Annotated in this window: 25 protein-coding genes and 4 tRNA genes; 8 read left to right on the forward strand and 21 right to left on the reverse strand. The window is 71.8% G+C overall.

All coding sequences use genetic code 11. From position 1 onward, the window contains the following. Positions 1-130: 130 nt before the first annotated feature. Together secE and DEJ08_RS12715 are read right to left on the reverse strand one after the other, a co-directional pair. Complete coding sequence (secE, locus tag DEJ08_RS12710) at positions 131-394, reverse strand: preprotein translocase subunit SecE (protein ID WP_371830607.1); 264 nt, start codon at positions 392-394, stop codon at positions 131-133. 35 nt (positions 395-429) lie between these two features. Continuing rightward, a tRNA-Trp gene (locus tag DEJ08_RS12715) sits at positions 430-502 on the reverse strand. A 151-nt stretch (positions 503-653) separates the two neighbouring features. Here DEJ08_RS12715 and DEJ08_RS12720 point away from each other — a divergent pair. Then, positions 654-1,880 (forward strand): pyridoxal phosphate-dependent aminotransferase, encoded by a 1,227-nt coding sequence (locus DEJ08_RS12720; protein ID WP_111054365.1) that lies wholly within the window; start codon positions 654-656, stop codon positions 1,878-1,880. A gap of 117 nt (positions 1,881-1,997) precedes the next feature. On the opposite strand, the gene DEJ08_RS12725 is transcribed toward DEJ08_RS12720, so the two are convergent. From DEJ08_RS12725 to DEJ08_RS12735, 3 genes are read right to left on the reverse strand one after another with little or no spacing between them, the layout of a single operon-like run. Next, positions 1,998-3,026: a UDP-N-acetylmuramate dehydrogenase gene (locus tag DEJ08_RS12725; protein WP_084741383.1), complete on the reverse strand. Its 1,029-nt coding sequence runs from the start codon at positions 3,024-3,026 to the stop codon at positions 1,998-2,000. A gap of 2 nt (positions 3,027-3,028) precedes the next feature. Then, the gene (locus DEJ08_RS12730) at positions 3,029-3,454 is read right to left on the reverse strand and encodes a MaoC/PaaZ C-terminal domain-containing protein (RefSeq protein WP_111054366.1); all 426 of its coding nucleotides are present in this window, start codon (positions 3,452-3,454) and stop codon (positions 3,029-3,031) included. Continuing rightward, entirely contained in the window at positions 3,451-3,900 is a 450-nt protein-coding gene (locus tag DEJ08_RS12735) for a MaoC family dehydratase N-terminal domain-containing protein (protein ID WP_084741396.1), read from the reverse strand. Before DEJ08_RS12735 ends, DEJ08_RS12730 begins: the two co-directional genes overlap by 4 nt. A 131-nt stretch (positions 3,901-4,031) precedes the next feature. Between DEJ08_RS12735 and DEJ08_RS12740 the strand changes: the two genes are divergently transcribed. Further along, on the forward strand, positions 4,032-4,430 hold the full coding sequence (locus DEJ08_RS12740; protein ID WP_071406316.1) for a hypothetical protein: 399 nt from the start codon (positions 4,032-4,034) through the stop codon (positions 4,428-4,430). A gap of 111 nt (positions 4,431-4,541) precedes the next feature. After that, a complete protein-coding gene (locus DEJ08_RS12745) occupies positions 4,542-6,437 on the forward strand; it encodes an ABC transporter ATP-binding protein (RefSeq protein ID WP_111054367.1) in 1,896 nt (631 codons plus the stop codon). A 93-nt stretch (positions 6,438-6,530) separates the two neighbouring features. Here DEJ08_RS12745 and DEJ08_RS12750 read toward each other — a convergent pair. The 5 genes from DEJ08_RS12750 to DEJ08_RS12770 all read right to left on the reverse strand — a co-directional run bounded on the left by DEJ08_RS12750 (position 6,531) and on the right by DEJ08_RS12770 (position 9,081). Then, positions 6,531-6,604: transfer RNA gene (locus DEJ08_RS12750), tRNA-Met, on the reverse strand. Between the two features lie 32 nt (positions 6,605-6,636). Further along, positions 6,637-6,708: transfer RNA gene (locus tag DEJ08_RS12755), tRNA-Thr, on the reverse strand. A gap of 93 nt (positions 6,709-6,801) precedes the next feature. Continuing rightward, complete coding sequence (locus DEJ08_RS12760; RefSeq protein ID WP_111046785.1) at positions 6,802-7,959, reverse strand: M23 family metallopeptidase; 1,158 nt, start codon at positions 7,957-7,959, stop codon at positions 6,802-6,804. Positions 7,960-8,107: 148 nt separating this feature from the next. Beyond that, the gene (locus DEJ08_RS12765; protein WP_111038103.1) at positions 8,108-8,938 is read right to left on the reverse strand and encodes an inositol monophosphatase family protein; all 831 of its coding nucleotides are present in this window, start codon (positions 8,936-8,938) and stop codon (positions 8,108-8,110) included. Positions 8,939-8,996: 58 nt separating this feature from the next. After that, a tRNA-Tyr gene (locus DEJ08_RS12770) sits at positions 8,997-9,081 on the reverse strand. A gap of 162 nt (positions 9,082-9,243) precedes the next feature. Here DEJ08_RS12770 and DEJ08_RS12775 point away from each other — a divergent pair. Continuing rightward, on the forward strand, positions 9,244-9,732 hold the full coding sequence (locus DEJ08_RS12775) for a YajQ family cyclic di-GMP-binding protein (protein ID WP_017888627.1): 489 nt from the start codon (positions 9,244-9,246) through the stop codon (positions 9,730-9,732). Between the two features lie 39 nt (positions 9,733-9,771). Next, a complete protein-coding gene (cls, locus tag DEJ08_RS12780) occupies positions 9,772-11,232 on the forward strand; it encodes a cardiolipin synthase (RefSeq protein WP_071406312.1) in 1,461 nt (486 codons plus the stop codon). A gap of 416 nt (positions 11,233-11,648) precedes the next feature. Here the strand turns inward: cls and DEJ08_RS12785 are convergent, their stop codons facing one another. The 4 genes from DEJ08_RS12785 to DEJ08_RS12800 all read right to left on the reverse strand — a co-directional run bounded on the left by DEJ08_RS12785 (position 11,649) and on the right by DEJ08_RS12800 (position 16,128). Then, positions 11,649-12,764: a heparan-alpha-glucosaminide N-acetyltransferase domain-containing protein gene (locus DEJ08_RS12785; RefSeq protein ID WP_111054368.1), complete on the reverse strand. Its 1,116-nt coding sequence runs from the start codon at positions 12,762-12,764 to the stop codon at positions 11,649-11,651. Positions 12,765-12,771: 7 nt separating this feature from the next. Then, the gene (locus tag DEJ08_RS12790; protein ID WP_110863405.1) at positions 12,772-14,145 is read right to left on the reverse strand and encodes an FAD-dependent oxidoreductase; all 1,374 of its coding nucleotides are present in this window, start codon (positions 14,143-14,145) and stop codon (positions 12,772-12,774) included. An 83-nt stretch (positions 14,146-14,228) separates the two neighbouring features. Further along, on the reverse strand, positions 14,229-15,305 hold the full coding sequence (locus tag DEJ08_RS12795) for a polyprenyl synthetase family protein (RefSeq protein WP_027466355.1): 1,077 nt from the start codon (positions 15,303-15,305) through the stop codon (positions 14,229-14,231). A 31-nt stretch (positions 15,306-15,336) separates the two neighbouring features. Beyond that, positions 15,337-16,128: a demethylmenaquinone methyltransferase gene (locus DEJ08_RS12800; RefSeq protein ID WP_071406309.1), complete on the reverse strand. Its 792-nt coding sequence runs from the start codon at positions 16,126-16,128 to the stop codon at positions 15,337-15,339. A gap of 86 nt (positions 16,129-16,214) precedes the next feature. Between DEJ08_RS12800 and DEJ08_RS12805 the strand changes: the two genes are divergently transcribed. Continuing rightward, complete coding sequence (locus tag DEJ08_RS12805; protein ID WP_111054369.1) at positions 16,215-17,474, forward strand: isochorismate synthase; 1,260 nt, start codon at positions 16,215-16,217, stop codon at positions 17,472-17,474. Positions 17,475-17,610: 136 nt separating this feature from the next. On the opposite strand, the gene menD is transcribed toward DEJ08_RS12805, so the two are convergent. Both menD and DEJ08_RS12815 read right to left on the reverse strand, forming a co-directional pair. Further along, positions 17,611-19,359, reverse strand: coding sequence for a 2-succinyl-5-enolpyruvyl-6-hydroxy-3-cyclohexene-1-carboxylic-acid synthase (gene menD / locus DEJ08_RS12810; RefSeq protein ID WP_111054417.1), 1,749 nt, complete (start codon positions 19,357-19,359; stop codon positions 17,611-17,613). Beyond that, positions 19,352-19,711, reverse strand: coding sequence for a PLDc N-terminal domain-containing protein (locus DEJ08_RS12815; protein ID WP_071406307.1), 360 nt, complete (start codon positions 19,709-19,711; stop codon positions 19,352-19,354). The genes menD and DEJ08_RS12815 overlap by 8 nt, the downstream gene beginning before the upstream one ends. Before the next feature lie 64 nt (positions 19,712-19,775). Between DEJ08_RS12815 and DEJ08_RS12820 the strand changes: the two genes are divergently transcribed. After that, entirely contained in the window at positions 19,776-20,111 is a 336-nt protein-coding gene (locus DEJ08_RS12820; protein WP_111022237.1) for a DUF4229 domain-containing protein, read from the forward strand. A gap of 46 nt (positions 20,112-20,157) precedes the next feature. On the opposite strand, the gene DEJ08_RS12825 is transcribed toward DEJ08_RS12820, so the two are convergent. Genes DEJ08_RS12825 through DEJ08_RS12840 form a run of 4 tightly spaced genes read right to left on the reverse strand, consistent with a single transcriptional unit; the run spans position 20,158 to position 23,645 of the window. Next, positions 20,158-21,159: a 1,4-dihydroxy-2-naphthoate polyprenyltransferase gene (locus DEJ08_RS12825; RefSeq protein ID WP_071406305.1), complete on the reverse strand. Its 1,002-nt coding sequence runs from the start codon at positions 21,157-21,159 to the stop codon at positions 20,158-20,160. Between the two features lie 41 nt (positions 21,160-21,200). Then, complete coding sequence (locus DEJ08_RS12830) at positions 21,201-22,340, reverse strand: AMP-binding protein (RefSeq protein ID WP_111054370.1); 1,140 nt, start codon at positions 22,338-22,340, stop codon at positions 21,201-21,203. Continuing rightward, on the reverse strand, positions 22,340-23,269 hold the full coding sequence (locus DEJ08_RS12835) for a 1,4-dihydroxy-2-naphthoyl-CoA synthase (RefSeq protein WP_111029377.1): 930 nt from the start codon (positions 23,267-23,269) through the stop codon (positions 22,340-22,342). Before DEJ08_RS12835 ends, DEJ08_RS12830 begins: the two co-directional genes overlap by 1 nt. Positions 23,270-23,300: 31 nt before the next feature. Continuing rightward, positions 23,301-23,645 carry a hypothetical protein gene (locus DEJ08_RS12840; protein WP_071406302.1) on the reverse strand — a complete coding sequence of 115 codons (345 nt, stop codon included), beginning with the start codon at positions 23,643-23,645 and terminating at the stop codon, positions 23,301-23,303. Between the two features lie 319 nt (positions 23,646-23,964). Between DEJ08_RS12840 and DEJ08_RS12845 the strand changes: the two genes are divergently transcribed. Next, positions 23,965-24,954: an o-succinylbenzoate synthase gene (locus tag DEJ08_RS12845; RefSeq protein WP_111054371.1), complete on the forward strand. Its 990-nt coding sequence runs from the start codon at positions 23,965-23,967 to the stop codon at positions 24,952-24,954. 275 nt (positions 24,955-25,229) lie between these two features. Here DEJ08_RS12845 and ccsB read toward each other — a convergent pair whose 3' ends face one another. Next, complete coding sequence (ccsB, locus tag DEJ08_RS12850) at positions 25,230-26,249, reverse strand: c-type cytochrome biogenesis protein CcsB (RefSeq protein ID WP_111054418.1); 1,020 nt, start codon at positions 26,247-26,249, stop codon at positions 25,230-25,232. Between the last annotated feature and the right edge of the window lie 3 nt (positions 26,250-26,252).

The following is a 26,252-nucleotide window of genomic DNA, read 5'->3' on the forward strand; positions in this document are numbered from 1 at the left end:
GATTCTTTCCGTTCGGTGGTTCGGGTCGGGGTGGCGTTCGTTCATGGTCACGAGCGACGCCGTCACGATCGACGCCGTCTCGGGCGACCGTACTCCTCGGAACGACCGCACACGGCAGTCGACGTCGGGGTCAGGCCGTGGGCCCGTTGCCGAAGACGTACCCGACGCCGAGACCGAACACGAAGTCGAGGATCGACACCAGGATCATCATGACGACGACGAACACGAGCACGACGCCCGTGTAGCTGAAGAGTTCCTTGCGGGTCGGCGTCACGACCTTGCGCAGTTCGCCGATCACCTGGCGGATGAAGAGCACGATGGCAGCGATGGGCCCGCGGCGCTCGGCCCGGTCCTGCTTCGCCTTGGCGACGACGTCATCCGCCGTCGTCTCCATGTCTTTGCTCGCCAACTTCTACCCTTCCAGAGTTGCAGGGCGGACAGGACTCGAACCTGCAACCTGCGGTTTTGGAGACCGCTGCTCTACCAATTGAGCCACCGCCCTTCGGACACGATTCGTCACCGATCCGCGTTCCGGTGGACGAGTCTACGGGAGTCCGTCACACGGTGTCCACTTGGCCCCTTCCACGGCGTGCCGCGCCGGTAGGCTGGGCCCCGTGAGCACCGCAGCCCCAGGCCCCGAGTCCACCGCCCACGTGTCCGTCGACACCCTCGCCACCGCGCCGGTCGATCGTCCGCGCATCGCGTCCCGCATCGCGGCCATCGCCGAGTCCGCGACGCTCAAGGTCGACGCGAAGGCCAAGGCACTCAAGGCCGCCGGTCGTCCGGTGATCTCGTTCGCCGCCGGTGAGCCGGACTTCGCGACCCCGCAGCACGTGGTCGACGCGGCCGTCGCTGCCGCGCAGGACCCGAAGAACCACCGCTACACGCCCGCGACGGGCCTGCCCGAACTCAAGCAGGCCATCGCCGACAAGACCACCCGGGTGTCCGGCGTCAGCGTCGAGCCGTCGCAGGTCATCGTCACGAACGGTGGCAAGCAGGCGGTCTACCAGGCGTTCCAGACCATCGTCGACGCCGGCGACGAGGTCCTGCTGCCCGCGCCGTACTGGACCACCTACCCCGAGGCCATCCGGTTGGCCGGCGGCGAGCCCGTCGAGGTCTTCGCCGGCAGCGACCAGGACTACCTGGTGACGGTCGAGCAGCTCGAGGCCGCCCGCACCCCGGCGACCAAGGCGCTGCTGTTCTGCTCGCCGTCGAACCCCACGGGCGCCGTCTACTCCGCAGAGCAGACCCGGGCCATCGGCGAGTGGGCGCTCGAGCACGGCATCTGGGTGATCAGCGACGAGATCTACCAGGACCTGGTCTACGACGGGGTCCGGTTCGCCGGCATCCTGGCGGAGGTCCCCGCCCTCGCCGACACCACGATCCTGGTGAACGGCGTCGCGAAGACCTACGCGATGACCGGCTGGCGCGTCGGGTGGTTCATCGGCCCGGCCGACGCCGTCAAGGCCGCGTCGAACCTGCAGTCGCACCTGTCGTCGAACGTCTCGAACGTGTCGCAGCGCGCCGCGATCGCCGCCCTCACCGGTCCGCAGGAACCCGTCGCCGCCATGCGCGAGGCCTTCGACCGCCGACGGAAGGCCATCGTCGACGGCCTCAACGCGATCCCGGGCTTCCGCACGCCGACCCCGCAGGGCGCCTTCTACGTCTACCCGGACGTCACCGCACTGCTCGGTCGCGAGTGGGCCGGCACCACCCCGACGACCACGCTCGAGCTGGCAGACCTGATCCTCGAGCACGCCGAGGTCGCGGTCGTGCCGGGTGAGGCCTTCGGCCCCTCCGGCTACCTGCGCCTGTCGTACGCCCTGGGCGACGACGACATCGCCGAGGGCGTCGCCAGACTGGCGAAGTTCTTCGCGTAGACGCTGCGCCCACGACACCCCGCGGAACGCAGAACGGGCCACCTCGTCGAGGTGGTCCGTTCTGCGTGCCGGGAGGCCCGTGGTGCGTCGTGCTCGTCCGTCCCGTCGCGCGGACGATCAGCCGAGCAGGTCCCCCACCACGACGGGTTCCGGGACGAGCGAGACACCGAAGCGGTTCAGGACGGTCACCTGCACGAACCGTGCGAGCTCGGCCACCTGCGCCGCCGTCGCCCCGCCGCGGTTCGTGAGCGCGAGGGTGTGCTTGGACGAGATCGCCGCGCGGGAGCCCGGCACCGCGTACCCGCGGTGCACGCCGGCGTGCTCGATGAGCCACGCCGCACTGAGCTTGACGTCGTCGCCCGCGGACCAGCGGGGCGCGTCCGCCGGCAGGGTCTCGGCGAACGCCGGCGAGACGATGGGGTTCGTGAAGAACGACCCGGCGCTCCAGGTGTCGTGGTCGTCCCCGTCGAGCACCATGCCCTTCGAACCACGCAACCGCAGGACCTCGTCGCGGACGGTCGTGGGCGGCACGAGCGCACCGAGCTCGACCCCCAGGGAACCGGCGAGCTGCGCGTACTGCACGGGCACACCGCGCTCCCCCGCGAGCCCGAGTCGGAACTCGACCGTCAGCACGACACCGCGCCGACCGTGCTTGAGGGTCGACGTGCGGTAGCCGAGCGCCAGCTCGGCTGCCGGGAGCCACGCGCGCTCCCCCGTGGCCGCATCGAGGAACTCGACGCGGGTGAGCACGTCGGCGAGTTCGACCCCGTAGGCGCCGATGTTCTGCACCGGGGACGCACCGACGGTGCCCGGGATGCCGCTGAGGGCCTCCAGGCCGGTCCAGCCGTTCGCGACGGTCGTGGCGACGAACGGGTCCCACGGTTCCCCCGCGGCGACGCGGACGGTGACGCCGTCGGCGTCCCGGTCGGCGTCGACGCCCGTCGTCCGGACCAGCACGACGGTGCCGTCGAAGCCCTGGTCGGCGACCAGCAGGTTGCTGCCGCCGCCGAGGACGAGCCACTCGTGGTCGTCGAAGGCGTCGAGTGCGTGGGCGACGAGTTCGTCGGTCGTCTCCGCCGTGAGCAGCCGGGTGGCGGCCCCGCCGACGCGGAGCGTCGTCAGGTCGGCCAGCACCGGCTCGGACACGGTCAGCGGAACACCACCGTGACCTGCGCCTTGCCGAGCACGGTCTGCCCGGCGGCGGTCACGGTGAGGTCGATGCGCTTCGGCCGGCCGTCCTCGTCGACGGTGCCGACCTTCGCGACGATGCCGACGGTGGAACCCTGCTCCGGGTCGACGACGACGGGGCGCGTGAAGCGGACGCCGTAGCCCGCGACCCAGCCGCTGTCGCCGAGCCACTCGGCGACCGGCTGCACGGCGATGCCCATCGTGAGCATGCCGTGGGCGAGGACACCGGGCAGGCCGACCGAGGCGGCGACGTCGTCGCGGTAGTGGATCGGGTTGAAGTCGCCCGAGGCGCCGGCGTACCGGACGAGCGAGTCGCGCGTGATGTGCACGTCGCGCTCGGCGACGACGGTGCCGACCTCGAGCGCGGTGGCGGGTGCGGTGGTCATGCGTCGTCTCCTCGGACCACGAGGGTGGAGGTCGCCGTGACGACGTGCTCCCCCTCGGCGTCGTTCATGGTGCTCTGGGCGGTGACCATCGCGTTGCCGCCGAGGGTCTTCACGCTGGTGACCGTCAGGGTCGCGGTGAGCTCGTCACCGGCGACGATCGGCCGGTCGTAGGTGAAGGACTGCTCGCCGTGGACGACGCGGGAGAAGTCGATGCCGGCGTCGGGCTCGTTCAGGAGCTGCGCGAGCGTGGCCTCCTGCACGACGACGGCGAACGTCGGGGGTGCGACCACGTCGTCGTACCCGGCGGCACGTGCGGCGTCCGGGTCGTGGTGGACGGGGTTGGTCGCGAAGACCGCACGCGAGAACTCGCGCACCTTCTCGCGGCCGACCAGGTAGGGCTGGGCCGGCGGGAACGTCCTGCCGACGAGCTCGGGGTTCACTGACACCACGGCAGTCTACCGAGGCCCGTCGGGAGGCCGGTGATCGATGAGGACGCTTCAGCTAGACTGTCTGAGACCGATTCGGGGGAATCGGGGCGTGCCGTGCGGCACGGGTTCGTTCGGGACGGGGAGGGCCGATGGACACCACGACGGAGTTCGCCGTGCACACGGGAGACCGGTGCACCGCCATGGAGGTCGCGGCCGCCGCGCTGCGCCGCACGGGCCACCACGTCGAGTCGACGGGTGGCACGATGACCGCGACGGCGGGCAGCCGGACGCTCACGATCCTGCTCGGCGCGCTCGTCCAGCCGGCCCGGGAGTACCGCCGGTACGAGCTGTCGACCGTCGTGGACGGTGCCACCACCACGATCACCCTGCGCCGGGCCGGGCACGGCACGGCCGTGTCGGGCGGCAGCATCGGAGCGAACCGGCGACGGGCCGCCTGGCAGCAGGTCACCGCCGCGGTCGAGGACGCGTTCCGTGCGGCCGGGGTGCTCGCGACGCGGACGGACACCGGCTCCCACCGCACGCAGTAGGCGGCCGGACGGCCTCCGGCGGGTGGCCGCGCGGCGCACCGCCACGGGAGCGGTCACCGGGGACCCGGCCAGCCATCTAGGTTGGGCCCGGGGCCCCGGAAAGGAACCGCCATGAGCATGGAGAGCGCAGCCTGGAGCTCGCTGTACAAGATCTCGTCCGCGCAGGGCGGCAAGCACGGGTTCTCCCGCGCGTCCGTCCGGCGGATCCTGACGTTCGCGGTGCCGTACCGGGCGAAGCTGCTGGTGTTCATCGGCCTGTCCGTCGTCGGCGCCTTCCTCGCGGTCGCGACGCCGGTCCTCGCCGGTCAGGTGGTCGACGTCATCGTCGCCCGCGGTGAGGTCGCGACGATCGTCCGGCTGGCCGTGGTCATCGCGCTGGTGGCCGTGGCCGACGCCGCCGTGTCGCTGACGACGCGGTGGTACTCGGCGCGCATCGGCGAGGGCGTGATCCTGGACCTCCGCACCGCCGTCTTCGACCACGTGCAGAAGATGCCGATCGCGTTCTTCACCCGCACCCGGACCGGTGCGCTCGTGAGCCGCCTCAACAACGACGTGATCGGCGCCCAGCAGGCCTTCAGCGGCACGCTGTCCGGCGTGGTCACGAACCTGGTGGCGCTGGTCCTCACCCTGATCGTCATGCTCAGCACCTCGTGGCTCGTGACGGTGCTCGCCGTCGTCATGCTCCCGGTGTTCCTGGTCCCCGCGCGCCGGATGGGCAGCCGTCTCGCCGCCCTGCGTCGCGAGGCCGCCGACCACAACTCCGCGATGAGCACCCAGATGACCGAGCGCTTCTCGGCACCCGGCGCCACCCTCGTCAAGCTGTTCGGCCGGCCCGACGAAGAGGCCGAGGAGTTCCGCGTCCGCGCTGCCCGGGTGCGCGACATCGGGGTCCGGACCGCGATGCTGCAGTTCGTCTTCTTCACCGCGCTCATGCTCGTCTCCGCGCTCGCCCTCGCGCTGGTCTACGGGCTCGGCGGCTTCCTCGCGCTCGCCGGCCGGCTGGACACCGGCGAGGTCGTCACCCTGGCGCTCCTGCTCACCCGGCTCTACGCACCGCTGACGAGCCTGACGAACGCCCGGGTCGAGATCATGAGCGCCGTGGTCAGCTTCGAGCGCGTCTTCGAGGTGCTCGACCTCGAACCACTCATCCAGGAGCAGCCCGACGCGGTCACCATCCCCGACGGCCCGGTCTCCGTCGAGTTCGACGACGTCCGGTTCGCGTACCCGTCCGCCGACAAGGTGTCCCTCGCCTCGCTCGAGGAGGTCGCGACGCTCGACACCCGCGGCGGCGAGGAGGTGCTGCACGGCCTGTCGTTCCGGATCGAACCGGGGCAGACCGTCGCCCTGGTCGGCTCGTCCGGAGCAGGCAAGTCCACGGTCGCACAGCTGCTCTCGCGCCTGTACGACGTCGACAGCGGCGCCGTGCGCCTGGCCGGGACGGACGTCCGCGACGTCACCTTCGCCTCGATGCGGCACACCCTCGGCATGGTGACGCAGGACGGCCACCTGTTCCACGAGACCATCCGCTCCAACCTGCGGTTCGCCCGGCCCGAGGCGTCCGACGACGAGGTGTGGGACGCCGTCCGCCGTGCGCGACTCGAGCCGCTCATCCGGTCCCTCCCCGACCAGCTGGACACCATGGTGGGTGAACGCGGCTACCGGCTCTCCGGGGGCGAGCGCCAGCGGATGACGATCGCCCGGCTCCTGCTCGCCCAGCCGCGCGTCGTCATCCTCGACGAGGCGACGGCGGCGCTCGACTCGACCTCCGAGGCAGCGGTGCAGGCAGCACTCGGCGAGGCGCTCGAGGGACGGACGGCGATGGTGATCGCGCACCGGCTTTCCACGATCCGCAGCGCGGACGTGATCCTGGTCGTCGAGGACGGCTCGATCGTGGAGCGGGGCACGCACGACGAACTGCTGGCCGCGGGTGGCCGGTACGAGGAGCTGCACCGCACCCAGTTCGCCGCGCAGGAGAACGTCGCGGCCGACGTGCCGGCGGCGGACTGAACGCGCGGTGGGTGGGCCCCAGCAATCGAAGTGGGGCCGGCAACAGAGAAGGCCCCCTGACCCAGGGGATCCTGGACGAGAGGGTCTTGCGTGTAGCGAGGGCGGGACTTGAACCCGCGACCCCACGATTATGAGTCGTGTGCTCTAACCAACTGAGCTACCCCGCCAGAGATCCGGAGCGGCACGCGCACCGGGTCGGAGCCCCGAGTCAGGATTGAACTGACGACCCCCTCCTTACCATGGAGGTGCTCTACCACTGAGCTATCGGGGCGATGTGCCGCGAACGGCACCACACGAGGATAGCAGACCTCCGACGCTGCTCCGGAACCGGGCGAGACGCCCGGGCGTGCCGCGTCGCGGGCAGCTAGTTCGCGTTGGTCTTGAGCCACGCCAGCGGGTCCACCGGGACCCCGTCGACGTGCACCTCGAGGTGCAGGTGCGGGCCCGTGGAGTTGCCCGTGCTGCCGACGAGGCCGAGGATGTCGCCGACCTCGACGTGCTGGCCGGTGACCACCTTGAAGGAGTTGTCCTCCATGTGGCCGTAGACGCTGACGAACTGCTTGCCGTCGACGTCGTGCTCGACCCAGACGTCGTTGCCGAAGCCGCCGTCGTTCGCCTGCACCTTGATGACGGTGCCGGCGGCGATGACGCCGATCGGGGTGCCCTCGCCCGGGGCGAAGTCGACGCCCATGTGGTTCGTCGAGCAGAACGAGCACCCGGCGACCTGGCGTCCGCCGAAGCCCGAGGTGATCGGGACACCCGTCAGGAACGGCCACTGGATCGTGCCGGTCGGGTCGTTCGTGAAGCTGGAGGAGTCGACGTTCGCGTACTGCGTGGCGTCCGAGACCGTGAACTGGTCACGGGCGGTCGACCCGTCAGCAGCGGCACCGACCTGCATCGACTGGGTGGCACCCGAGCTGGCACGGGCCGCGGTCGAGCCGGACTCGGGCACCCAGAGCGCCTGGGCCGGCAGCGAGGTCGACACGACCAGGCCGGCCGCGAAGAGCAGGGCGCCGACCGCGGTCACACGGGAGGCCGACCGGCGGAACGACGCACCACGCTTCGGGGCCGGTGCGCTGACGGGGGTGCTGGAACGGATGTGACGGGTCGCGCGGTCGACCGGGGCCGTCGGCGCCGGACGGCTGCTGCGACGACGCGACGCGGGGACCTGCCCAGCGACCCGACGCGGCTGCGACACCGAGGCAGCGCGAGCGGCCGGCTGCGCGTGCACGACGGGCGAGGTGGGGGCCGGCGGCGTCACGATGCGGGAGGCCGGGCGCACGGGCGACGCCGGTGCGAGGTCGATCGGCGACACGGGGGCCGCGGGGGTTCCCGGCGTGACCGCACCGATCACGTCGTCGAAGCTCGGACCCGTCGAGTCGTGCGCCTCCTGCACCACGACCGCGCCCTTCGCCGCGGCCCGCTCTGCCTCGATCCGAGCGCGTCGGGTCTGGTGGACGACCGGGGTGGCGGCGTCGACGGAACCGTCGGTGGGAGCGGACGACAGAGGAGTACGGGGCATGCGTGCGGTGGCGATCCTGATCAGAGAAGGGCTCACTCGTTGGTAACGAGCAGGTAACGGGACCTGAGCACGCTAGCAGGAGACGTCGCAGGTCGCCAGTCGTGGTCATGTCCTCCCGGCACCCCCGGACCTGGGGATCGGCGCGTCCTCAGGCCCGCACGGCTCCGAGTGCACCGGCCTCGAGTCCACGCACCAGGGCCTCGAGTTCGTCGGCGACGGCGGGGCTCGCGAAGAGGAAGGAGCGGGTCCCCCCGGCCTCCCAGATGCGGATCGCCGCGCCGGCCTCCTGCGCGACGAGGGCCCCGCCCGCCATGTCCCACGGGTTGATCCCGCGCTCGTAGTACGCGTCCACCACGCCCGCCCCGACGGCGCAGCAGTCGAGCGACGCCGCTCCCCCGCGGCGGATGTCCCGCACCTCGCCGATGAGTCCGGCCAGCACCGCGACCTGCTCCCGGCGACGGTCGGCCGTGTACCCGAACCCGGTGGCGACGAGCGTCTCGGCGAGCGAACCGGGCGTGGCGACGGACAACGGTTCCCCGTCACGGGTCGCACCCTGCCCGACCGCCGCCCGGAAGACGGTGCCCGTCGCCGGCGCCACGACGACGCCCGCGATCGGCTCCCAGGTCATCGGGTCGGGTGCTCCGCGCACGACGCCGATGCTCACGCCGTAGTCGGCGCTGCCGTACAGGTAGTTGACCGTGCCGTCGATCGGGTCCACCACCCACGTGATGCCCGAGGCGCCGGAGGCCGACCCGGACTCCTCGCCGTGGAAGGCGTCGTCCGGTCGGGCCTCGGCGATGCGGGCGCGGATGAGTGCCTCGACCTCACGGTCGGCGGCCGTGACCACGTCGACGATGCTCGACTTCCGGTCCGCGACCTCGACCCCCTCGGCGCGGCGCCGTGCGGCCAGCGCCGCTGCGTCACGGGCGATCGACTCGGCGAGGTCGGCGAACTGGGACGGGGTGAGGTCGGATGCCATGCACCCATCCTCCCGGAAACACCATCGGCCCCGTCCGCAGTGGACGGGGCCGATCAGATGGTGGCAAGTGAGGGATTCGAACCCCCGAAGGCTACGCCGGCTGATTTACAGTCAGATCCCTTTGGCCGCTTGGGTAACTTGCCATGCGCACCCAGCCGGTGTGATCACCAACCGAAGGCGCGCACAAAAGCATAGCGGATGGCTGACGGTGGTCGTGACCATCGGCCCTGGACGCAACCACGCACCCACGAGGGCCCGCGCACGGGGGCCGAACCGGGCCTCCCGTCCGCCGTTAGGCTGTCCGCATGGCAGACAGTTCCTTCGACGTGGTCAGCAAGGTCGACAAGATGGAGGCGGAGAACGCCCTCAACCAGGCGGCCAAGGAGATCGAGCAGCGCTACGACTTCAAGGGCGCCGACGCCTCGGTCGCGTTCAGCGGCGAGGACGTCCTCATCAAGGCGAACTCGGAAGAGCGCGCCAAAGCCGTCCTCGACGTGCTGCAGAGCAAGGCGATCAAGCGGAACATCAGCCTGAAGAGCCTCGACGCCGGCGACCCGTACCCCTCGGGCAAGGAGTACCGCATCGAGGTGAAGTTCAAGAACGGCATCGAGCAGGACGTGGCGAAGAAGATCGGCGCGTTCCTGCGCGCCAACGCCCCGAAGACGGTGAAGAGCCAGATCCAGGGCGACGAGCTCCGCGTCTCGTCGAAGAGCCGTGACGACCTGCAGAACACGATCCAGCTCCTCAAGGGTGAAGAGTTCGACGTCCCGTTGCAGTTCATCAACTTCCGCTGACCAGCGGCCCCTGCGAACGACACCCGACACCGGCACCCCGTGGAGCACTGGCTCAGCGTCGTCATCACCGTCCTGCTCGTCCTGCTGGACCTGGCGATCCGCGTCTTCTCGATCATCTACGTCCCGATCAACCGGAAGCCGCAGACCGCGACGGCGTGGCTGCTCGCGATCTTCCTCATCCCCTACATCGGCTTCATCGTCTTCCTGGTCATCGGGTCGACGAAGCTCCCCCGCGCCCGTCGCGAGAAGCAGACCGAGATCAACGCGTACATCCTCGAGCAGACCGAGGGCATCGAGCGGGTCCGCCGTGACCACCCTTGGCCCGCGTGGCTCGAGAGCGTCACGCGGCTGAACCGCGAACTCGGTGCGATGCCGTTGGTCGGTGGCAACTCCGCGGAGCTCTACCCCGACTCCGAGGAGTCCATCGCCGAGATGACCCGGGCGATCGACCAGTCCCGCCGGTTCGTGCACGTCGAGTTCTACATCGCGACGCTCGACGACACCACACGCCCGTTCTTCGAGGCGCTCGCGCGGGCGCAGGCACGTGGCGTCACCGTACGGTTCCTGCTCGACCACTGGGCGAGCCGCGGCTACCCGGGTTACAAGGACACCCTGGCGTTCATGGACCAGGCGGGCATCGAGTGGCACCTGATGCTGCCCCTCCTGCCGTTGCAGGGCAAGTTCCAGCGCCCCGACCTCCGCAACCACCGGAAGATCATGGTGATCGACGGCTCGGTCGCGTTCACCGGCTCGCAGAACCTGATCGACGCGTCGTACGACATCAAGTCCCACATCGAGAAGGGCATGGTCTACAAGGACCTGTTCGCCCGGTTCGAGGGACCGGTCGTCGCCGGGCTCAACGCCCTGTTCGTCACCGACTGGTACAGCGAGACCGACGAGCTGCTGCTGCGTGAGAGCGACCCCGTCCAGCGGGCCGACCGCGGCGACGCGCTCGACTGCCAGGTGGTGCCGTCCGGCCCGGGCTTCGACGGCGAGAACAACCTGCGCCTGTTCAACGCGCTGCTCTACTCGGCGCAGCAGAAGGTGTCGATCACGTCGCCGTACTTCGTGCCGGACGACTCGATGCTCTACGCCATCACCACGACGGCGCAGCGCGGGGTCGACGTCGAGCTGTTCGTCGGCGAGATGGGCGACCACGCCATGACCTGGCACGCGCAGCGCTCCTACTACGAGGAACTCCTGCGGGCCGGCGTGCGGATCTGGCTGTACCGAGCACCGACGATCCTGCACGCCAAGCACTTCACGATCGACGACGAGGTGTCGGTGATCGGGTCGAGCAACATGGACATGCGCTCGTTCAGCCTGAACCTCGAGGTCTCCGTGATGGTGCGCGGTCACCGCTTCGTCGACGCCCTGCGCGAGGTGCAGGACTCCTACAAGGAGCACAGCTTCGAGCTCACGCTCGACGCGTGGGTCGACCGTCCGCGACGTTCCAAGGTCCTCGACAACGTCGCGCGGCTCACGGCGGCGCTGCAGTAGCGGACGCTGTCGCAGCGTCGCACCGTGCGCCGTCGCGCCGTCGCGCCGTCGCACCGTCGCACCGTCGCACCGTCGCACCGTGCGTCGTCCTCCACCCGGTGCGACCTTGGCCGCACCGTGCGTCGCGACAGCGGGGCACCCGGCGAGCAAGCCCGCGGCGAACGGACAACCCTGCACCGTGCGGGGCGTTCCGAGCCGGTTCAGGATGCCGTGCGCCACGCGTCGCACAACCAACCACGCACGGTGCGGACGGGAGGCGCGGGTCGCCTCCGCCGCGCACGGTGCGTCGTCCTCCACCCGGTGCGACCTCGGCCGCACCGTGCGTCGCGACAGCGGGGCACCCGGCGAGCAAGCCCGCGGCGAACCTGCACCGTGCGGTGAGCGTTCCGTGGCCGGTGTCGGCCCGCCAGGTGCGCTCAGCGCATCGGGACGAGGGACGCCAGGGCCCCGACCACCCGCTCGAGCGGGCCGCGGCCGAGGAACCGCCGCCACAGCATCGCGAAGACCACCGAGCCGAGGGCGAACCAGCCCCAGGCCTCGGCCGACTCGGGGTACGTCGGCAGCATCGCGATGACCACGAGGTGCCCCGAGTACACCGTCAGCGGCATCGACCCCACGGCCGCCAGGGGGAAAGCGATCCGCTCGGCGACGCGCCCGCGGCCGTCGAACACGAGCAGGCAGAGGGCGATCACCGCGACCGCCACCCCGGCTGTGCCGACCACGTCGACGACCGACGACGAGTGGTCGCGCGGGGACAGGAACAGCTGCGCGAGGGCCTGGCCGGGGGTCGAGGCCTCGCCCGCGTACGGGACCCCGGGGAACGCCAGGGCCGCATCGTCGGGCAGCGGGGCGAGGACCGACCCAGCGACGTACGCGGTGGCGGCGACCAGTGTGCCGGACGCCAGGACCAGGATCTGTCGGCCACGGTCCTCCAGGCCGGCCCGGGCGACCGCGAGCCCCACCAGGACGTACGCCAGGAAGGTGACCACGGGGTAGACCAGGCCGAGCTGGACGCCGATCATGCCGGCGTCCGCGTAGGCCGGCGCGATCGTCAACGCGGCGAGCGGCGACAGCACCGCGCAGAGCGCGGCGATGCCGAGCAGCGCCGCCGGTCGGACGCGGAGCAACGGGACCACCAGCAGGAACAGCACGCCGTAGGTCGGCAGGATCACGTACACGGGGGTGTCGAGCGCCATCAGGGCGAACCCGATGACGACGACCACGACGGCGCGGATCGCGAGCCGGGCACGGAACTGGCCGATGGTGGGTGGGCCCGGCGGGTCGGTGCGGCCGCTCGTCAGACCGATCGAGACGCCGGCGAGGACCGCGAACAGCGTGGACGGGCGCCCGTGGGCGACGGCGGTCCAGGTGGCCGGGTCGGTCCAGTCGAGCTGCTCCGCGATGCCGCCGACGTGTGCGGCCATCATGCCGAGCAGCGCGACCGCACGGGCCACGTCGACGCCCTGCAGCCGCATCCCCGACGCGGACGCGCCCCGCACCGCTGTGAACGGGACGGGGCGCGTGTCGGTCATGGTGTCGTCAGCTCGTCGGGGTGTCGACGCGTCCGAGCGAGACCTCGATCATCTCGTCGCGCGGCACCACCTTGATGCGTTCGCGCCCGTCGACCGCACCGAGCGCCTGCTCGTGGGTGTCGAGGTGGTGCCAGCCCTCGAGGTCGGTGTACTCGACACCGCGCTCGCGGAGCAGGGCCGGGATGGCCTCGTCGGAGGGGTCCTCCGGGGTCCACCAGCTCGCCTGGTCGTTGACGATGTGCTGCACGGTCTCCATCGCGTCGGACTTCGTGTGTCCGATGAGCCCGACCGGTCCGCGCTTGATCCAGCCGGTGGCGTACACCCCGGGGATCTGCTGGTTGTCGTCGTCGAGGACCTGGCCCTCGTGGTTCGGGATGACACCGTGGCGCTCGTCGAACGGCACGCCGGGCAGCGGGGAACCGAAGTAGCCGACTGCGCGGTAGGCGGCCTGGATCGGGATCTCGCGGATCTCGCCGGTGCCCTCGACGCCGCCCTCGCCGTTCGGCCGGGTGCGCTCGTAGCGGATGGCGGTCAGCTTGCCCTGCTCGTCGCCGACGAACTCGATCGGCTTCGCGTAGAAGTGCAGGTGGAGCCGGCGGCTGGCCTGGCCGACCTCGCGCGTGCGCCACTGCTCGAGGACACGGTTGATCACCATGACCTGCTTGTTCGTCGCGATCGCGGTCTTCGAGGCCTCGTCGTGGTCGAAGTCCTCGTCGTAGACCACCATGTCGACGTCACGGACCTCACCGAGCTCGCGCAGCTCGAGCGGCGTGAACTTCACCTGCGCCGGACCACGGCGGCCGAAGACGTGCACGTCCGTCACGGGCGAGGCCTTGAGGCCCTCGTACACGTTCGCGGGGATCTCGGTCGGCAGCAGGTCGTCGGCGTGCTTCGCCAGGATGCGCGAGACGTCGAGGGCGACGTTGCCGACGCCGATGACCGCGACGCTCTCGGCGTTCAGCGGCCAGGTGCGCGGGACGTCGGGGTGCCCGTCGAACCAGCTCACGAACTCGGCGGCGCCGTACGAGCCGTCGAGGTCGACACCGGGGATGTCGAGGTCGGCGTCCTTGATCGCACCGGTCGAGAACACGACCGCGTTGTAGTGCTTCTTGAGGTCCTCGAGGGTGATGTCCTCGCCGTAGCGGACGTTGCCGAACAGCCGGACGACACCGCGGTCGAGGACGTCACGCAGGGCGTTGATGATGCCCTTGATGCGCGGGTGGTCGGGGGCGACGCCGTAGCGGACCAGACCGTAGGGCGCGGGGAGCTGCTCGAACAGGTCGATCGACACGTCGTAGCCGTGGGCCTCGCGCAGCAGGATGTCCGCGGCGTAGATGCCGGCCGGGCCGGCGCCGACGATGGCGAGTCGGAGGGTGGGCACTGATCGTCTCCAGTTCGTTCGGGTGGGGGTTCCCGGGGGGCCTCCCGACCGGGCCGCAGTGCGTGCGCCGTCGGGAGGGGTGTTCAACGGCTTCGGTCGACGACGGAGTCCGCGAAGCGGGTGAGTGCCCGTTTCACGGTGCCGTCGGGGAGCGGGGCGAGGGCGGCGACGGCTTCGCGGGCCCAGGCGACGGCGACGGCTCGGGTCGCCGCGGTGGCCTCGTGCTCGCGGAGCGCGGCGACGGCGGACTGGTACGGCGCGGAGTCGACCACGTCGTCCGGTGCACCGTTGACGTCGCGCTCGATGCGCTCGACCAGGTGCTGCGCGGACGGGTCGGTCGCGGCCATCCGGCGCAGCTGCAGGACCGGCAGGGTGTCGACGCCGGCACGCAGGTCGTTGCCGGCGATCTTGCCGGTCTTGTCCGTCGCGGGGGCGAGGTCGATGACGTCGTCGACGAGCTGGAAGGCGACGCCGACCTTCTCGCCGAAGGTACCGACGGCGTCGAGGTAGGCACGGTCGGCACCGGAGAACATCACGCCGGCACGTGCCGCGGTGGCGATGAGCGAACCGGTCTTGTCGCTGAGCACCTGGATGTAGTGCTCGAGCGGGTCGTCGTCCGGCTGCGGCCCCGTGGTCTCGTGCAGCTGCCCCATGCAGAGACGTTGGAAGGTCTCGGCCTGCATCCGGATGCCCTCGGTGCCGAGGTCGGCGGTGATCAGGCTGGCGCGGGCGAAGAGCAGGTCGCCGGTGAGGATCGCCACGTTGTTGCCGTAGGTGATCTGCGCGGCGGGGACCCCGCGGCGCACGGGCGCCTCGTCCATGACGTCGTCGTGGTACAGCGACGCCAGGTGCGTGGTCTCGATGCTCACCGCGGCCTTGACCACGGCGTCCGTCACGCCGTCACCGAGCTGGGCGATGAGGAGCGTCAGGGTCGGACGGATGCGCTTGCCACCGGCGGACAGCAGGTACCGGCTGGTGGTGTCGGCGAGGGTGTCGGTGGAGCGCATGGCGTCCTCGAGGCCCTGCTCGACGAGTTCGAGCCCGTCGTCGACCGCGGAGATGAAGCGTCGGTCGGCGGGCGTGGCGAACAACCGCTCGCCGATGCCCAGCGATGCGCGCAGGCTCGGCGCGCGACGTGCGACCGGGACGCTCGGATTCAAGTGCTGCTCCGTCTTCGGGGGTGGTGACCGGTCAGTCGGCGGCCGGGTCGACGCGCGGCTGCTCGCCGGTGTTCTGGTGGTCACGGCGGGCCTTCGCACGCCGTGCCGCGGACTCGCGCACCGTGTCGGCGACGGGCTTGCGGCCACGGTGCAGTGCGACGATACCGGCCGTCAGGTTGCGGTAGGCGACCACCGAGAAGCCGACACCGCGGAGCCACTGGGTGAGCACTTGCTGGTCGGGCCACGCGTCGATCGACTCGGCGAGGTAGCGGTAGGCGGCCGGATTGCTGCTCGAGAGCCGCGCGATGCCCGGGAGCACGCGCTTCAGGTAGGTGCCGTAGCCGAGGCGCAGCAGGGCGCGGGGCGGCGTCGAGAACTCACAGATGACGACGCGACCACCGGGCTTCAGGACACGCAGCATCTCGGCGAGCGCCTGCTTCGGGTCGTTCACGTTGCGCAGCCCGAACGAGATCGTGACGGCGTCGAACGTGTCGTCGTCGAAGGGCAGCTGCTCGGCGTTGCCCTCGACGAAGGTGATCTCGGGGTGGCGTTCGCGGCCGACGGCGATCATGCCGGCGGACAGGTCGAGCGCGGTGACCTCGGCGCCCTTCTTGGCGAAGGCCGCTGCACTGGTCCCGGTGCCCGCGGCGATGTCGAGGACCTTCTCGCCGGGCTGCGGGTCGACCGCGCGGACCGTCGCGACACGCCACAGCGGGGCGTTGCCCGCCGACAGGATGTCGTTCGTGAGGTCGTACTTGGCCGCGACGTCGTCGAACATCGCCGCCACCTCGTCCGGGCGCTTGTTCAGGTCCGCTCTGCTCACACGATCAATCCTAGAGGTCCCGACCGAGCGTTCACCGGACTCGCAGCCACCCGGGCGGTGCGGGATCGGCGCGTAGCATCGGAGCCGTGACCCGAACCACCACGGCGGCGCCCCCGCTGACGGTCTCGACCCGGATCCTCGACGACCCGGGCGCCGTCCTCCGCCACACGTTCCGCGACCGTCCCCTCGCCTTCGTCCGGAACGGCGACGGCATCGTCGGCATCGGTGAGGCGCTCCGGTTCACGTTCACCGGCCCCGACCGGATGCGGGACGCCGCGGCCCTCTGGCGCAGCATCGTCGAGACCGCCGTCGTCGACGACCCGGTGCAGCTGCGCGGTTCGGGGCTCGTCGCGTTCGGGTCGTTCGCCTTCGCCGACGACTCCGCCGACGAGAGCGTGCTCATCGTGCCCCGGGTGGTCCTCGGTCGGCGTCGCGGCAAGGCCTGGCTGACCGCGATCGACACCACGCTCGGCGCGGAGCCCCTGGCCTTCACCCGGACCTCGGTCCCGGTCCCCCACGTCGGGCCGCACGTGTCCGTCGCGCTGCGTCCCGGGCACATCGACGAGGACACCTACGCCGCCAACGTGACCGAGGCGGTCCGCCGCATCGTGGCCGGGGGTGCCCGCAAGGTGGTGCTCGCCCGCGACCTCGTCGGGACGCTGCCGCCGGGAGCCGATCGACGGGCGGTCCTGCTCGACCTCGCGACCGCCTACCCGCAGTGCGTGACCTTCGCGGTGGACGGACTGGTCGGCGCCACCCCCGAGACCCTCGCCCGCACCGACGGCACGCGGTTGACCGCACGGGTGCTCGCCGGCAGCGCCGCCCGGGGCACCGACGAGGTGTCCGACCGGGCCGCCGCCGAGGCCCTGGCCAGCAGCGCCAAGGACGTCGAGGAGCACACCTTCGCGATCGACAGTCTGCTCGCGGCCCTCGCCCCGCTCGCGACGGACCTGCGCGCCGACGCCGAACCGTTCCGGCTGCAGCTGCCGAACCTGTGGCACCTGGCGACCGACGTGCAGGCCACGCTGCCGCCCGACACCACGTCGCTGGACGTCGCCGACGCCCTGCACCCGACGGCCGCGGTCGCCGGGACCCCGACGGACGTGGCCGTGCGGCTCGTCGCCGAGCTCGAGGGCGTCGACCGCGGCCGCTACGCCGGGCCGGTCGGCTGGATGAGCGCGACGGGTGACGGCGAGTGGATGCTCGCGCTCCGCAGCGCCCGGATCGACGACGACGGCACCGTCCGGGCCTGGGCGGGTGCCGGGATCGTGGCCGGTTCGGAGCCGGCGCGCGAGGTCGCCGAGACGGCGCTGAAGTTCCGGCCGATCACCGACGCGCTGGCCTGAGGCAGGCGCGCGATCCAAGCGGTCGCGCGATCCGCGCGGTCGCGGGACCCGCGCGGTCGCGGGACCCACGCGGTCGCGGGACCCACGCGGTCGCGCGACCCTCGCGGTCGCGCGGTCGCCGACAGCCGCTGGGTGGTCAGTCGGCCAGCGGGACCTCGATCACGACCCGCTCGGCCGGGTCGGTGAGCACCCGCTCCAGGTCACCCCACGTCGCCGCCCGGCGGTACTCCCACCCGAGGCCCGTGACGACCCGTTCGACGTCGACGTGCTGCGGGGTCGACATCATCCGCCGCATGTCGGCTTCGGGCGTGGTCTTCGCCACCTCGAGCCCGCGGAAGATCGCGCCGCCGTGGTCGTTGCCGACGACGACCTGCACCCGGTGGGTGCGTTCCTCGGTGCCGGTGACGAACGCTCCGAGGTCGTGCAGCAGGGTCAGGTCGCCGAGGAGCACGCGTGTGGTGCCCACGGAGGCCGAGGACTGCTCGAGCGCCGCGGCGATGCCGAGTGCGGTCGAGACGGTGCCGTCGATACCCGCGAGCCCGCGGTTCGCGTGCACCCGGATCTTCTTGCCGAGCACCCGGGCGTCGGCTTCACGGATGAGCTGCGACGCCCCGAGGACCAGCCGGTCGTGCGGCCAGGTCACGCCCCAGACGGCCTCGGCGAGCATGGCCCGGTCGACGGGTCGGCGACGGAGCGCGACCTCGTCACGCAGGAACTTGTTCCGCTCGGCGCGGTCGGCGGAGCGCTTGGCGTCGAGGTCCGGGCCGGCGTCGCCGTCCCCCAGGATCCGTCGGCTGGCACCGACCCAGCGGCCGACCCACGCACGGTGCTCCGGCCGGGTGCGGCCCGTCACGCGGACGTCGGAGACGAAGGTGGTCACGGCGTCCGGTCGGGAGGTGCGGGCCGGGTCGAACGGGTCGGCCGCCGGTCCGCGGACGACGATCGTCTCGACCCCGTCGCGCTGCAGGAGCGCGGGGACCTCTCTGCTGAGGGTCGGGTGGCCGAGCACGACGGCGCGGCGGACGGCGCCGCCGTGGTCCGCGTCGCGCAGGAGTTCGCGGTAGGCGACGACCAGGTTGCGGCCGAAGCGCGCGCCGCTCGAGACCTCGGCGAGGAGCGGCGCCCCGAGTTCCCAGGCGATCCGCTCGGCGTCCTCGCCGGCATCGTGCCCGGCGATGACGACGGTGCCCGGCTCGTCGTCCGGAGTGAGTTCGGCGACCGGCAGACCCGCGTGCGCCCGGCGGGTCGCGAACGCCAGGTCGACCTCGTCCTCGGGCACGGGGCTGACGTGCTCCGGGGCGAGTCCGGCGGACAGCGGCTCGCGGAACGCGACGTTGAGCTGCGCGGGACCGGGCTGCCCCGTGTGCCCGGCTGCGGCGGCGACGGCCTGTCGGGCGAGGGTGCGCAGGGTGTCGCGGACCGAGGCGTCGACGCCGTGCGCCGACGGGGCCTCGACGTCGCGGACGAAGGCGACGGCCTGGCCGAAGATCCCCGGCTGGACGGTGGTCTGGTTGCTGCCGATGCCGCGCAGTTCGTCGGGGCGGTCGGCACTCAGCACGATCATCGGCACGCCGGAGTGGTGTGCCTCGAGCACGGCGGGGTGCAGGTTCGCCACCGCGGTACCCGACGTCGTCACCACCGCTGCGGGTCGGTGCGTCTCGACCGCGAGCCCGAGTGCGAAGAACCCGGCGGTCCGTTCGTCCAACCGCACGTGCACGGTCAACCCGCCGGCGCGCTCGAGGGCGACCGCCGCGAGGGCGAGTGCCTGGGAACGCGAACCGGGGCTCACCACGACGTCGGTGACGCCGGCACGCACGAGTTCCTGCAGGAGGGCGAGCGCGGTGTCCGTCGCCGGGCTGCCCGAGCCGGCGGGGCCGTCAGCGATCGGTGCGGCCGTCGTCGTCGCGCTCGTGGAACTGGTCTTCGAGGTCTCGGAGGGTCGCGTCGTCCTGGTCCTTGTCCGTGAGGGTGGTGCCCGGCTCCGGCGTGGTGCCGAGGAAGTCCGGGTCGTCTTCGGGTCCACGGTACCGGGCCGAAGCACCGGGGTCGGCCGCCGGGGTGCGCCCCAGCAGGAACCAGAGGACGCCGCCCAGGACGGGCAGGATGATGACGAGCAGGAGCCACACGCCACGACGCAGGGAACGGACGCGCTGACGCGGCATCGTGCCGCAGTCGATGGCCGCGTACACCGTGAAGGCGACGGCGGCCACGGCGACGATCAACCACAAGCGGACCATGCGGTGAAGTCTAGGTCGCGACCCTGTGATGCCCCTGCCGGTCGGCGCTCCGTAGACTCACCGTGTGAAAGCGTGGCTCCTGTACACCCTGGCTCGGCTCGGCATCTTCGTGGTGGCGCTCGTGCTCCTCCTGCTCCTGACGCCGATGCCGTGGTACTGGGCGACCATCGTGGCCGCCCTGGTGGGCCTGCTCATCTCGTACATCGCCCTGTCCGGACTGCGCACGCAGGTGGCCCTGAGCCTGGCGAACCGCCGCGGCACCCCGGAGCGGGACGCCGACTCGGACTTCGAGGACGACTTCGTCGACGCCGCCGACTCCGACGCCGCGGCCACCCCGACCGTCCGTCCGGTGTCCGACGCCGACCGGCACGAGGCGCGCCGGGACAACGACGCCGATTGATCAGACGGAGCCGGGGCGGGGCCGTCCGGTCGAGCAGCCGGAACGGCTACGGCTGGACGGCCAGCGTGATCCCGAGCACCACGCCGAAGGCGAGCGAGGCGAACGACGACAGCTGCAGGGCCGTGATGAGCTCGCGGGGCTTCCGTGACGACACCCCGATCGCCAGTGCCGGCAGCGCCAGCAGCAGCGAGAAGTACGTGAAGCCCGTGCGGAAGTACAGCAGCACGAACCAGAGCAGCACGACGTACGGCAGCATCAGGAACAGGCCGTACAGGACGCGGGCCACCGGACGACCGACGACCACGGCGAGCGTGCGCTTGCCCGCCAGCTGGTCCTCGTCGATGTCGCGGATGTTGTTCACCATCAGGACCGCGCAGGCGAAGAACCCGGCGGCCACCGCGGCTGCCCAGCCGCTGACCGTGACCTCGCGGATCTGCACGAACTGGGTGCCGAGCACGGCGACCAGCCCGAAGAAGACGAAGACGAAGACCTCGCCGAGGGCGTTGTACCCGTACGGCTTCTTGCCACCGGTGTAGAACCAGGCGGCGACGATGGCGGCGGCCCCCACGAGCAGCAGCCACCACAGCTGGGTGAGCAGCACGATGACCAGGCCGGCGACCGCGGCCAGGCCGAAGAACGTCAGGGCGACGGTGAGCACGGTCCGGGGCTTGGCCAGGCCGGCACCGGTGAGACGTGCCGGGCCGACGCGGTACTCGTCGGTGCCGCGGACCCCGTCGGAGTAGTCGTTGCTGTAGTTCACACCGATCTGCAGGAACAGTGCCACGGCCAGGGCGAGCAGCGCGACGGCGAGGTGGCCGTCCTTCGCCAGGTAGTCGCCGAAGTCGCCGGGCTCCCCGCTGTCGACGAACGCGACGGCGGTGCCGAGCACGACCGGGACGACACCGAGGGTCAGGGTGCGCAGGCGTGCGCCGCCGATCCAGTCGCGTGCGGTCGCCTTCCGCTTGGTGCGGGCGGGGGCAGCGGCCTTCGCCGGGTTGCCGGACCGGCCCTGCTTCTGCGTCGAGTTCTTCGTTCGTGCCACGAGCACCGATCATATTGCCGATGCGACCGCCCGGCGGCTCGCGGTCCCTACGAGCGGCCCGGGTCGACGAGCGCCTGCACGGCCCGCCGGTCGGGCTTGCCCGATGACAGCATCGGGATCCGATCCAGCACGACGACGTCCGCCGGCCGGGCGGCACGGCCCAGGGTGGCCCCGACGTGCGAACGCACGGCATCGAGGTCGAGCGGCTGCTCGGTGACGACGACCGGGACCTCGCCCCACTCCCCCGCCGAGCGCCGGGCGACGACAGCGGTCTCCTGCCCGGGCAGCCCGCGGACGAGCCGCTCGACCGCACCGAGCTGGACCTTCTCGCCGCCGGAGATCACCACGTCGTCGAGGCGTCCGAGCACGCGGACCACGCCGTCGGACAGGGTCGCGGTGTCTCCGGTCCGGTACCAGCGCAGCCCGTCCCGCTCGACGAAGGCCGACGCCGTGCGGGCGTCGTCGTTCAGGTACCCCTCGGCGAGCATCGGCCCCGCCAGGTGCAGCTCGCCGTCGACCAGCGCGGTGCGAACCGTCCCGAACGGGACGCCGTCGTACACGCATCCGCCGCTCGTCTCGCTCGCACCGTACGTCGTCACGACCCGGACCCCGGCGTCGAGCGCACGCTGCCGGAGCGGCGCCGGGGTGGCCTGCCCGCCGACCAGGACCGCGTCGAACCGGGCGAGCGCCCGGGTGGCGTCCGGGTCGTCGAGGACCCGGGCGAGCTGCACCGGCACCAGCGAGGTGTAGCGACGCGGCGCGGCCGGACCGGTGACGAGCCGTTCTGCGGCCTCGGTGAACGCGGCGGCCGCGAAGTGCCCGGGTGGCACGACGACGGGTTCGGTGCCCGCGGTGATCGAGCGGGTCAGGACGTTGATGCCCGCGATGTAGTGCGTCGGCAGCGCGAGGACCCAGCGCCCGGGCCCACCCAGGGCCGCGTCCGCCGCGGCGGCACCGGCGAGGAGCGCCTCGGACGAGAGCGCCACGCGCTTGCCGGTGCCGGTGGACCCGCTCGTCTCGACCACCAGGGCGACCGCCTGCCGGACCTCGGCCGGAGGTGGCGTCGGCAGTGCCGGTGCCCCCTCGGCGACGGGGAGCAGTGCGGGGCCGCCGGCGAGTGCTGCCTCCAGGCCGCGCAGCACGGCCGTCGGGTCCGACGTACCGGTCGCGACCAGCGGACGGGGCATCAGTAGTGCCAGGGGAACGCGGTCCACTCGGGAGCGCGCTTCTCGAGGAACGAATCGCGGCCCTCGACCGCCTCGTCGGTGCCGTAGGCCAGCCGCGTCGCCTCGCCCGCGAACACCTGCTGGCCGACCATGCCGTCGTCCACCGCGTTGAACGCGTACTTGAGCATCCGGATCGCCGTCGGGGACTTGCCGAGCACGATCTCGCCCCAGCGGATCGCCTCGCGCTCCAGGTCCTCGTGCGGCACCACGGCGTTCACCGCACCCATCTCGTACGCGCGCTGGGCGGAGTACTCCTGGGCGAGGAAGAAGACCTCGCGGGCGAACTTCTGCCCGATCTGCTTGGCGTAGTAGGCGCTGCCGTATCCACCGTCGAACGAGCCGACGTCGGCATCGGTCTGCTTGAACTTCCCGTGCTCGGCGCTCGCGATGGTGAGGTCGCAGATCGCGTGCAGCGAGTGCCCACCGCCCGCAGCCCAGCCCGGGACGACCGCGATGACGACCTTGGGCATCATCCGGATCAGCCGCTGGACCTCGAGGATGTGCAGCCGGCCCATCGATGCCTGGGCGGCCGCGGGGTCCACACCCTCGGGCGGTGCACCCTCGTCGCCGACGTACTGGTAGCCGCTCCGCCCCCGGATGCGCTGGTCGCCGCCGGAGCAGAACGCCCACCCGCCGTCCTTCGGGCTCGGGCCGTTGCCGGTGAGCAGCACGACGCCGACACGGGGGTCCTGGCGCGCGTCGTCGAGAGCGCGGTAGAGCTCGTCGACCGTGCGCGGGCGGAAGGCGTTGCGGACCTCGGGACGGTCGAAGGCGACCCGGACGATGCCCTTGGAGACGTGCTTGTGGTACGTGATGTCGGTGAACTGCTCCGCGATCGGAGCGGTGGTCCAGACGTCGGGGTCGAACAGGTCGGAGACGGGAGCAGCCATGCTCCCAACGTACCGCCGGGCGTCTGCCGGGTCAGGCGCCCATGTCGGTCAGGATCTCCGGCGCGACGAACACCATGATCACGATGAGGATCACGGGGTTCGCGAAGAACGCCAGGACGACACCGACGGCACCGTACCAGCGTCCGAACGAGCCGACGGCAGCGACGAACCCGAGCACGGCGGCGACGAGCGTCAGGAACACGACGACGAAGCAGATCCCGAAGGCGAAGTTCGTGTCACCGCCCATGAACACGGCGAAGGCACTGGCGTCCACAGCGGCGGACACCACGGCCAGGCCGAGGGCGATCTTGCCGACGACGGGGTTGCGGCGCTTCGTGCCACCCGTCTGCCGGACGTCGACGGTGTTGCGCTGCATGAGGCGGGCGAAGTCGTCGGAGTCGCGCCCCGGAGCCGCCGCGGATCGAGCGCCCGCTGCCGGGCGGGTCGCCGCCGAGGGTCGGGCTGCAGCTGCCGGACGAGCCGATGCTACCGGGCGTGCCGCTCCGGCGCTCGACGGGTCGGACGGGCGCTGCGATGCGCGCTGCTGTGCTGCGCGCTGCCGCGGATCCACCGCCACCGAGCCTCCCTCGTTCCGGGTCGTTCCCCTGCCGACCGAGGCCGACCGATGCATGCTAGTGCCCTGCCCTGGCGGTCCCCTCCGAGGAACCGGCGGGCCCCCTGGGTGCGGTGGGAGGATGGCGGACGTGCTCCCCGACCTCGCCGACCTCCTCGCCGACGCCCACGTGGTGGCCCTGCCCATGCGGGTGCGGTTCCGCGGCATCACCACGCGCGAGGCGCTCGTGCTGCGCGGTCCCGCCGGCTGGACCGAGTTCTCGCCGTTCGTCGAGTACGACGACGCCGAGGCCGCCGCCTGGCTACGGGCCACCCTCGACTTCGGGTGGACGGACCACGAACCCGCCGCCGACTCCGTGCCGGTCAACGCCACCGTCCCCGCGGTCGCCGCCGACGACGTCGCCGACCTGCTCGCGCGGTACCCCGGCTGCACGACGGCCAAGGTCAAGGTCGCGGAGCCCGGCACGACCGTCGACGACGACGTCGCCCGTGTCGCCGCGGTCCGCCGGGTGATGGGGCCCGAGGCCGCGGTCCGGGTCGACGCGAACGGGCTGTGGAGCGTGGAGCAGGCCACCGCGGCGCTGGAGCGGCTCGCACCGTTCGACCTGCAGTACGCCGAGCAGCCCTGCGCGACGGTGCCCGAGCTCGCGGAGCTCCGGTCGCGGCTCGCCGGCCTCGGCGTCCGGGTCGCCGCGGACGAGAGCGTCCGGAAGGCGAGCGACCCCCTCGCCGTCGCCCGGGCCGGTGCCGCCGACGTCCTGGTCGTGAAGGCCCAGCCGCTCGGCGGGATCACCGCGGCCCGTGCCGTCATCGCCGACGCCGGGCTGCCGTGCGTCGTCTCCAGCGCGCTCGACACCTCGGTCGGGCTCGGGATGGGAGCGTTCCTGGCCGCCGCGGCGATGACGCCCGGGTACGCCGCCGGGCTCGGGACGGCGGCCATGTTCGCCGGGGACGTCACGGCCGATCCGCTGCTGCCGGTCGGCGGTCGGGTGCCGGTGCGCCGCGTCGACGTCGCTGCGGCGCAGGTCGAGCGCTACGCCGCGTCGCCGGAGCGCACGGCGTGGTGGCGCGAGCGGGTGGCCCGCGTGCACGCGCTGCTCGCCGCCGGGTAGCGCGCCGCCGCTCGGTCGGGTCCGTCGAGGGTGCCCGACACGCCACTCGCGTTCGCCGAGGTCTCCCGTTCCGTCGTTCGGACGGCCCCGGAACGACGGTTCGTGCGACCACGCCGCTCCGCACACGGCATGTCGTGACCGCTGGCGGGGTCCGCCGGACCGGTCGCGGCTCTCGACGAACCCCGGACGACGGACGGGAGGCACGGTGCCAGCTGGCACCGTGCCTCCTGTCCGGTCGTGGTCGCGACCAGGGCCGCGTCAGCGACCCGCGCGGCTCACAGACCCGAGTAGCTGTGCAGGCCCTTGAAGAAGACGTTCACGACCGAGAAGTTGAACATCACCGCAGCGAAGCCGATGAGGGCCAGCCAGGACGACCGCGCACCGCGCCAGCCACGGGTCGCACGAGCGTGGATGTAGCCCGCGTAGACGACCCAGATGATGAAGGTCCAGACCTCTTTCGTGTCCCAGCCCCAGTAGCGGCCCCAGGCGCGCTCGGCCCAGATCGCACCGGCGATGAGCGTGAACGTCCAGAGGACGAAGCCGACGAGCAGGACGCGGTAGGTCAGGACCTCGAGCCGGTCGGCGTCGGGCAGCGTCGCCATGAAGCGGAGCTTGCCGGAGGCCGTGCGGCCCTGGCGGTACGTCTGCACGAGCTGCGCCACCGCGAGCCCCGCGCCGAGCGCGAAGAACCCGGTGCCGGCGATCGCCACGAAGACGTGGATGACCAGCCAGTACGACTGCAGGGCCGGCTGCAGCGGGACGACGGGGACCCAGTAGTTCACGGTCGCGATGCCGAGCAGGATGATCGTCAGGCCCGTGATGAAGACACCGAGGAACTTCAGGTTCTGCCAGAACTGCACGAGCAGGAAGATCAGGGTGATCAGCGCCGTGCCGGTCAGCGAGAACTCGAACATGTTGCCCCACGGCACACGGTCGGCCGCGACGCCGCGGAGGACGACCGAGGCGACGTGCAGGACGAGCGCGAGGATCGTCATCGCCATGCCGACGCGCTCGAACTTCGTGCCGCGGCCGGCGGAACCGCCCGACGGCGGTGCGGCGACCTGCTCGAGCACGACGGTGCCGCCGCGGACGGTCGCGACCGTCTTCGCACCGGGTGCTGCCGCAGCGCTGGCCGCGTCGGCCGAGCTGTCGTCTGCGCCCGCGTTCTTCGCGGCGGCCGTGACGTCGCCGGAGCGTTTGGCCATGTCGAGGGCGAACGAGATGAACGCGACCACGTACACCGCCATCGCGGAGTACGTGAGCACGACCGAGTAGGTCGCGAGGTTCGTGGTCATGTC

Origin of the sequence: Curtobacterium sp. MCLR17_054, assembly GCF_003234335.2 — a bacterium.
GTDB classification, from domain to species: domain Bacteria; phylum Actinomycetota; class Actinomycetes; order Actinomycetales; family Microbacteriaceae; genus Curtobacterium; species Curtobacterium flaccumfaciens.

Excerpts from the sequence above, each read along its gene's own strand:
- DEJ08_RS12815 (WP_071406307.1), bottom strand. The coding sequence starts at position 19,711 with ATGGTCCGCTTGTGGTTGATCGTCGCCGTGGCCGCCGTCGCCTTCACG.
- secE (WP_371830607.1), bottom strand. The coding sequence starts at position 394 with ATGGAGACGACGGCGGATGACGTCGTCGCCAAGGCGAAGCAGGACCGG.
- DEJ08_RS12765 (WP_111038103.1), bottom strand. The coding sequence starts at position 8,938 with ATGGCATCCGACCTCACCCCGTCCCAGTTCGCCGACCTCGCCGAGTCG.
- DEJ08_RS12745 (WP_111054367.1), top strand. The coding sequence starts at position 4,542 with ATGAGCATGGAGAGCGCAGCCTGGAGCTCGCTGTACAAGATCTCGTCC.
- DEJ08_RS12740 (WP_071406316.1), top strand. The coding sequence starts at position 4,032 with ATGGACACCACGACGGAGTTCGCCGTGCACACGGGAGACCGGTGCACC.
- ccsB (WP_111054418.1), bottom strand. The coding sequence starts at position 26,249 with ATGACCACGAACCTCGCGACCTACTCGGTCGTGCTCACGTACTCCGCG.
- DEJ08_RS12840 (WP_071406302.1), bottom strand. The coding sequence starts at position 23,645 with ATGCAGCGCAACACCGTCGACGTCCGGCAGACGGGTGGCACGAAGCGC.
- DEJ08_RS12785 (WP_111054368.1), bottom strand. The coding sequence starts at position 12,764 with ATGACCGACACGCGCCCCGTCCCGTTCACAGCGGTGCGGGGCGCGTCC.
- DEJ08_RS12730 (WP_111054366.1), bottom strand. The coding sequence starts at position 3,454 with ATGACCACCGCACCCGCCACCGCGCTCGAGGTCGGCACCGTCGTCGCC.
- DEJ08_RS12775 (WP_017888627.1), top strand. The coding sequence starts at position 9,244 with ATGGCAGACAGTTCCTTCGACGTGGTCAGCAAGGTCGACAAGATGGAG.
- DEJ08_RS12835 (WP_111029377.1), bottom strand. The coding sequence starts at position 23,269 with ATGGCTGCTCCCGTCTCCGACCTGTTCGACCCCGACGTCTGGACCACC.
- DEJ08_RS12760 (WP_111046785.1), bottom strand. The coding sequence starts at position 7,959 with ATGCCCCGTACTCCTCTGTCGTCCGCTCCCACCGACGGTTCCGTCGAC.
- DEJ08_RS12845 (WP_111054371.1), top strand. The coding sequence starts at position 23,965 with ATGGCGGACGTGCTCCCCGACCTCGCCGACCTCCTCGCCGACGCCCAC.
- DEJ08_RS12830 (WP_111054370.1), bottom strand. The coding sequence starts at position 22,340 with ATGCCCCGTCCGCTGGTCGCGACCGGTACGTCGGACCCGACGGCCGTG.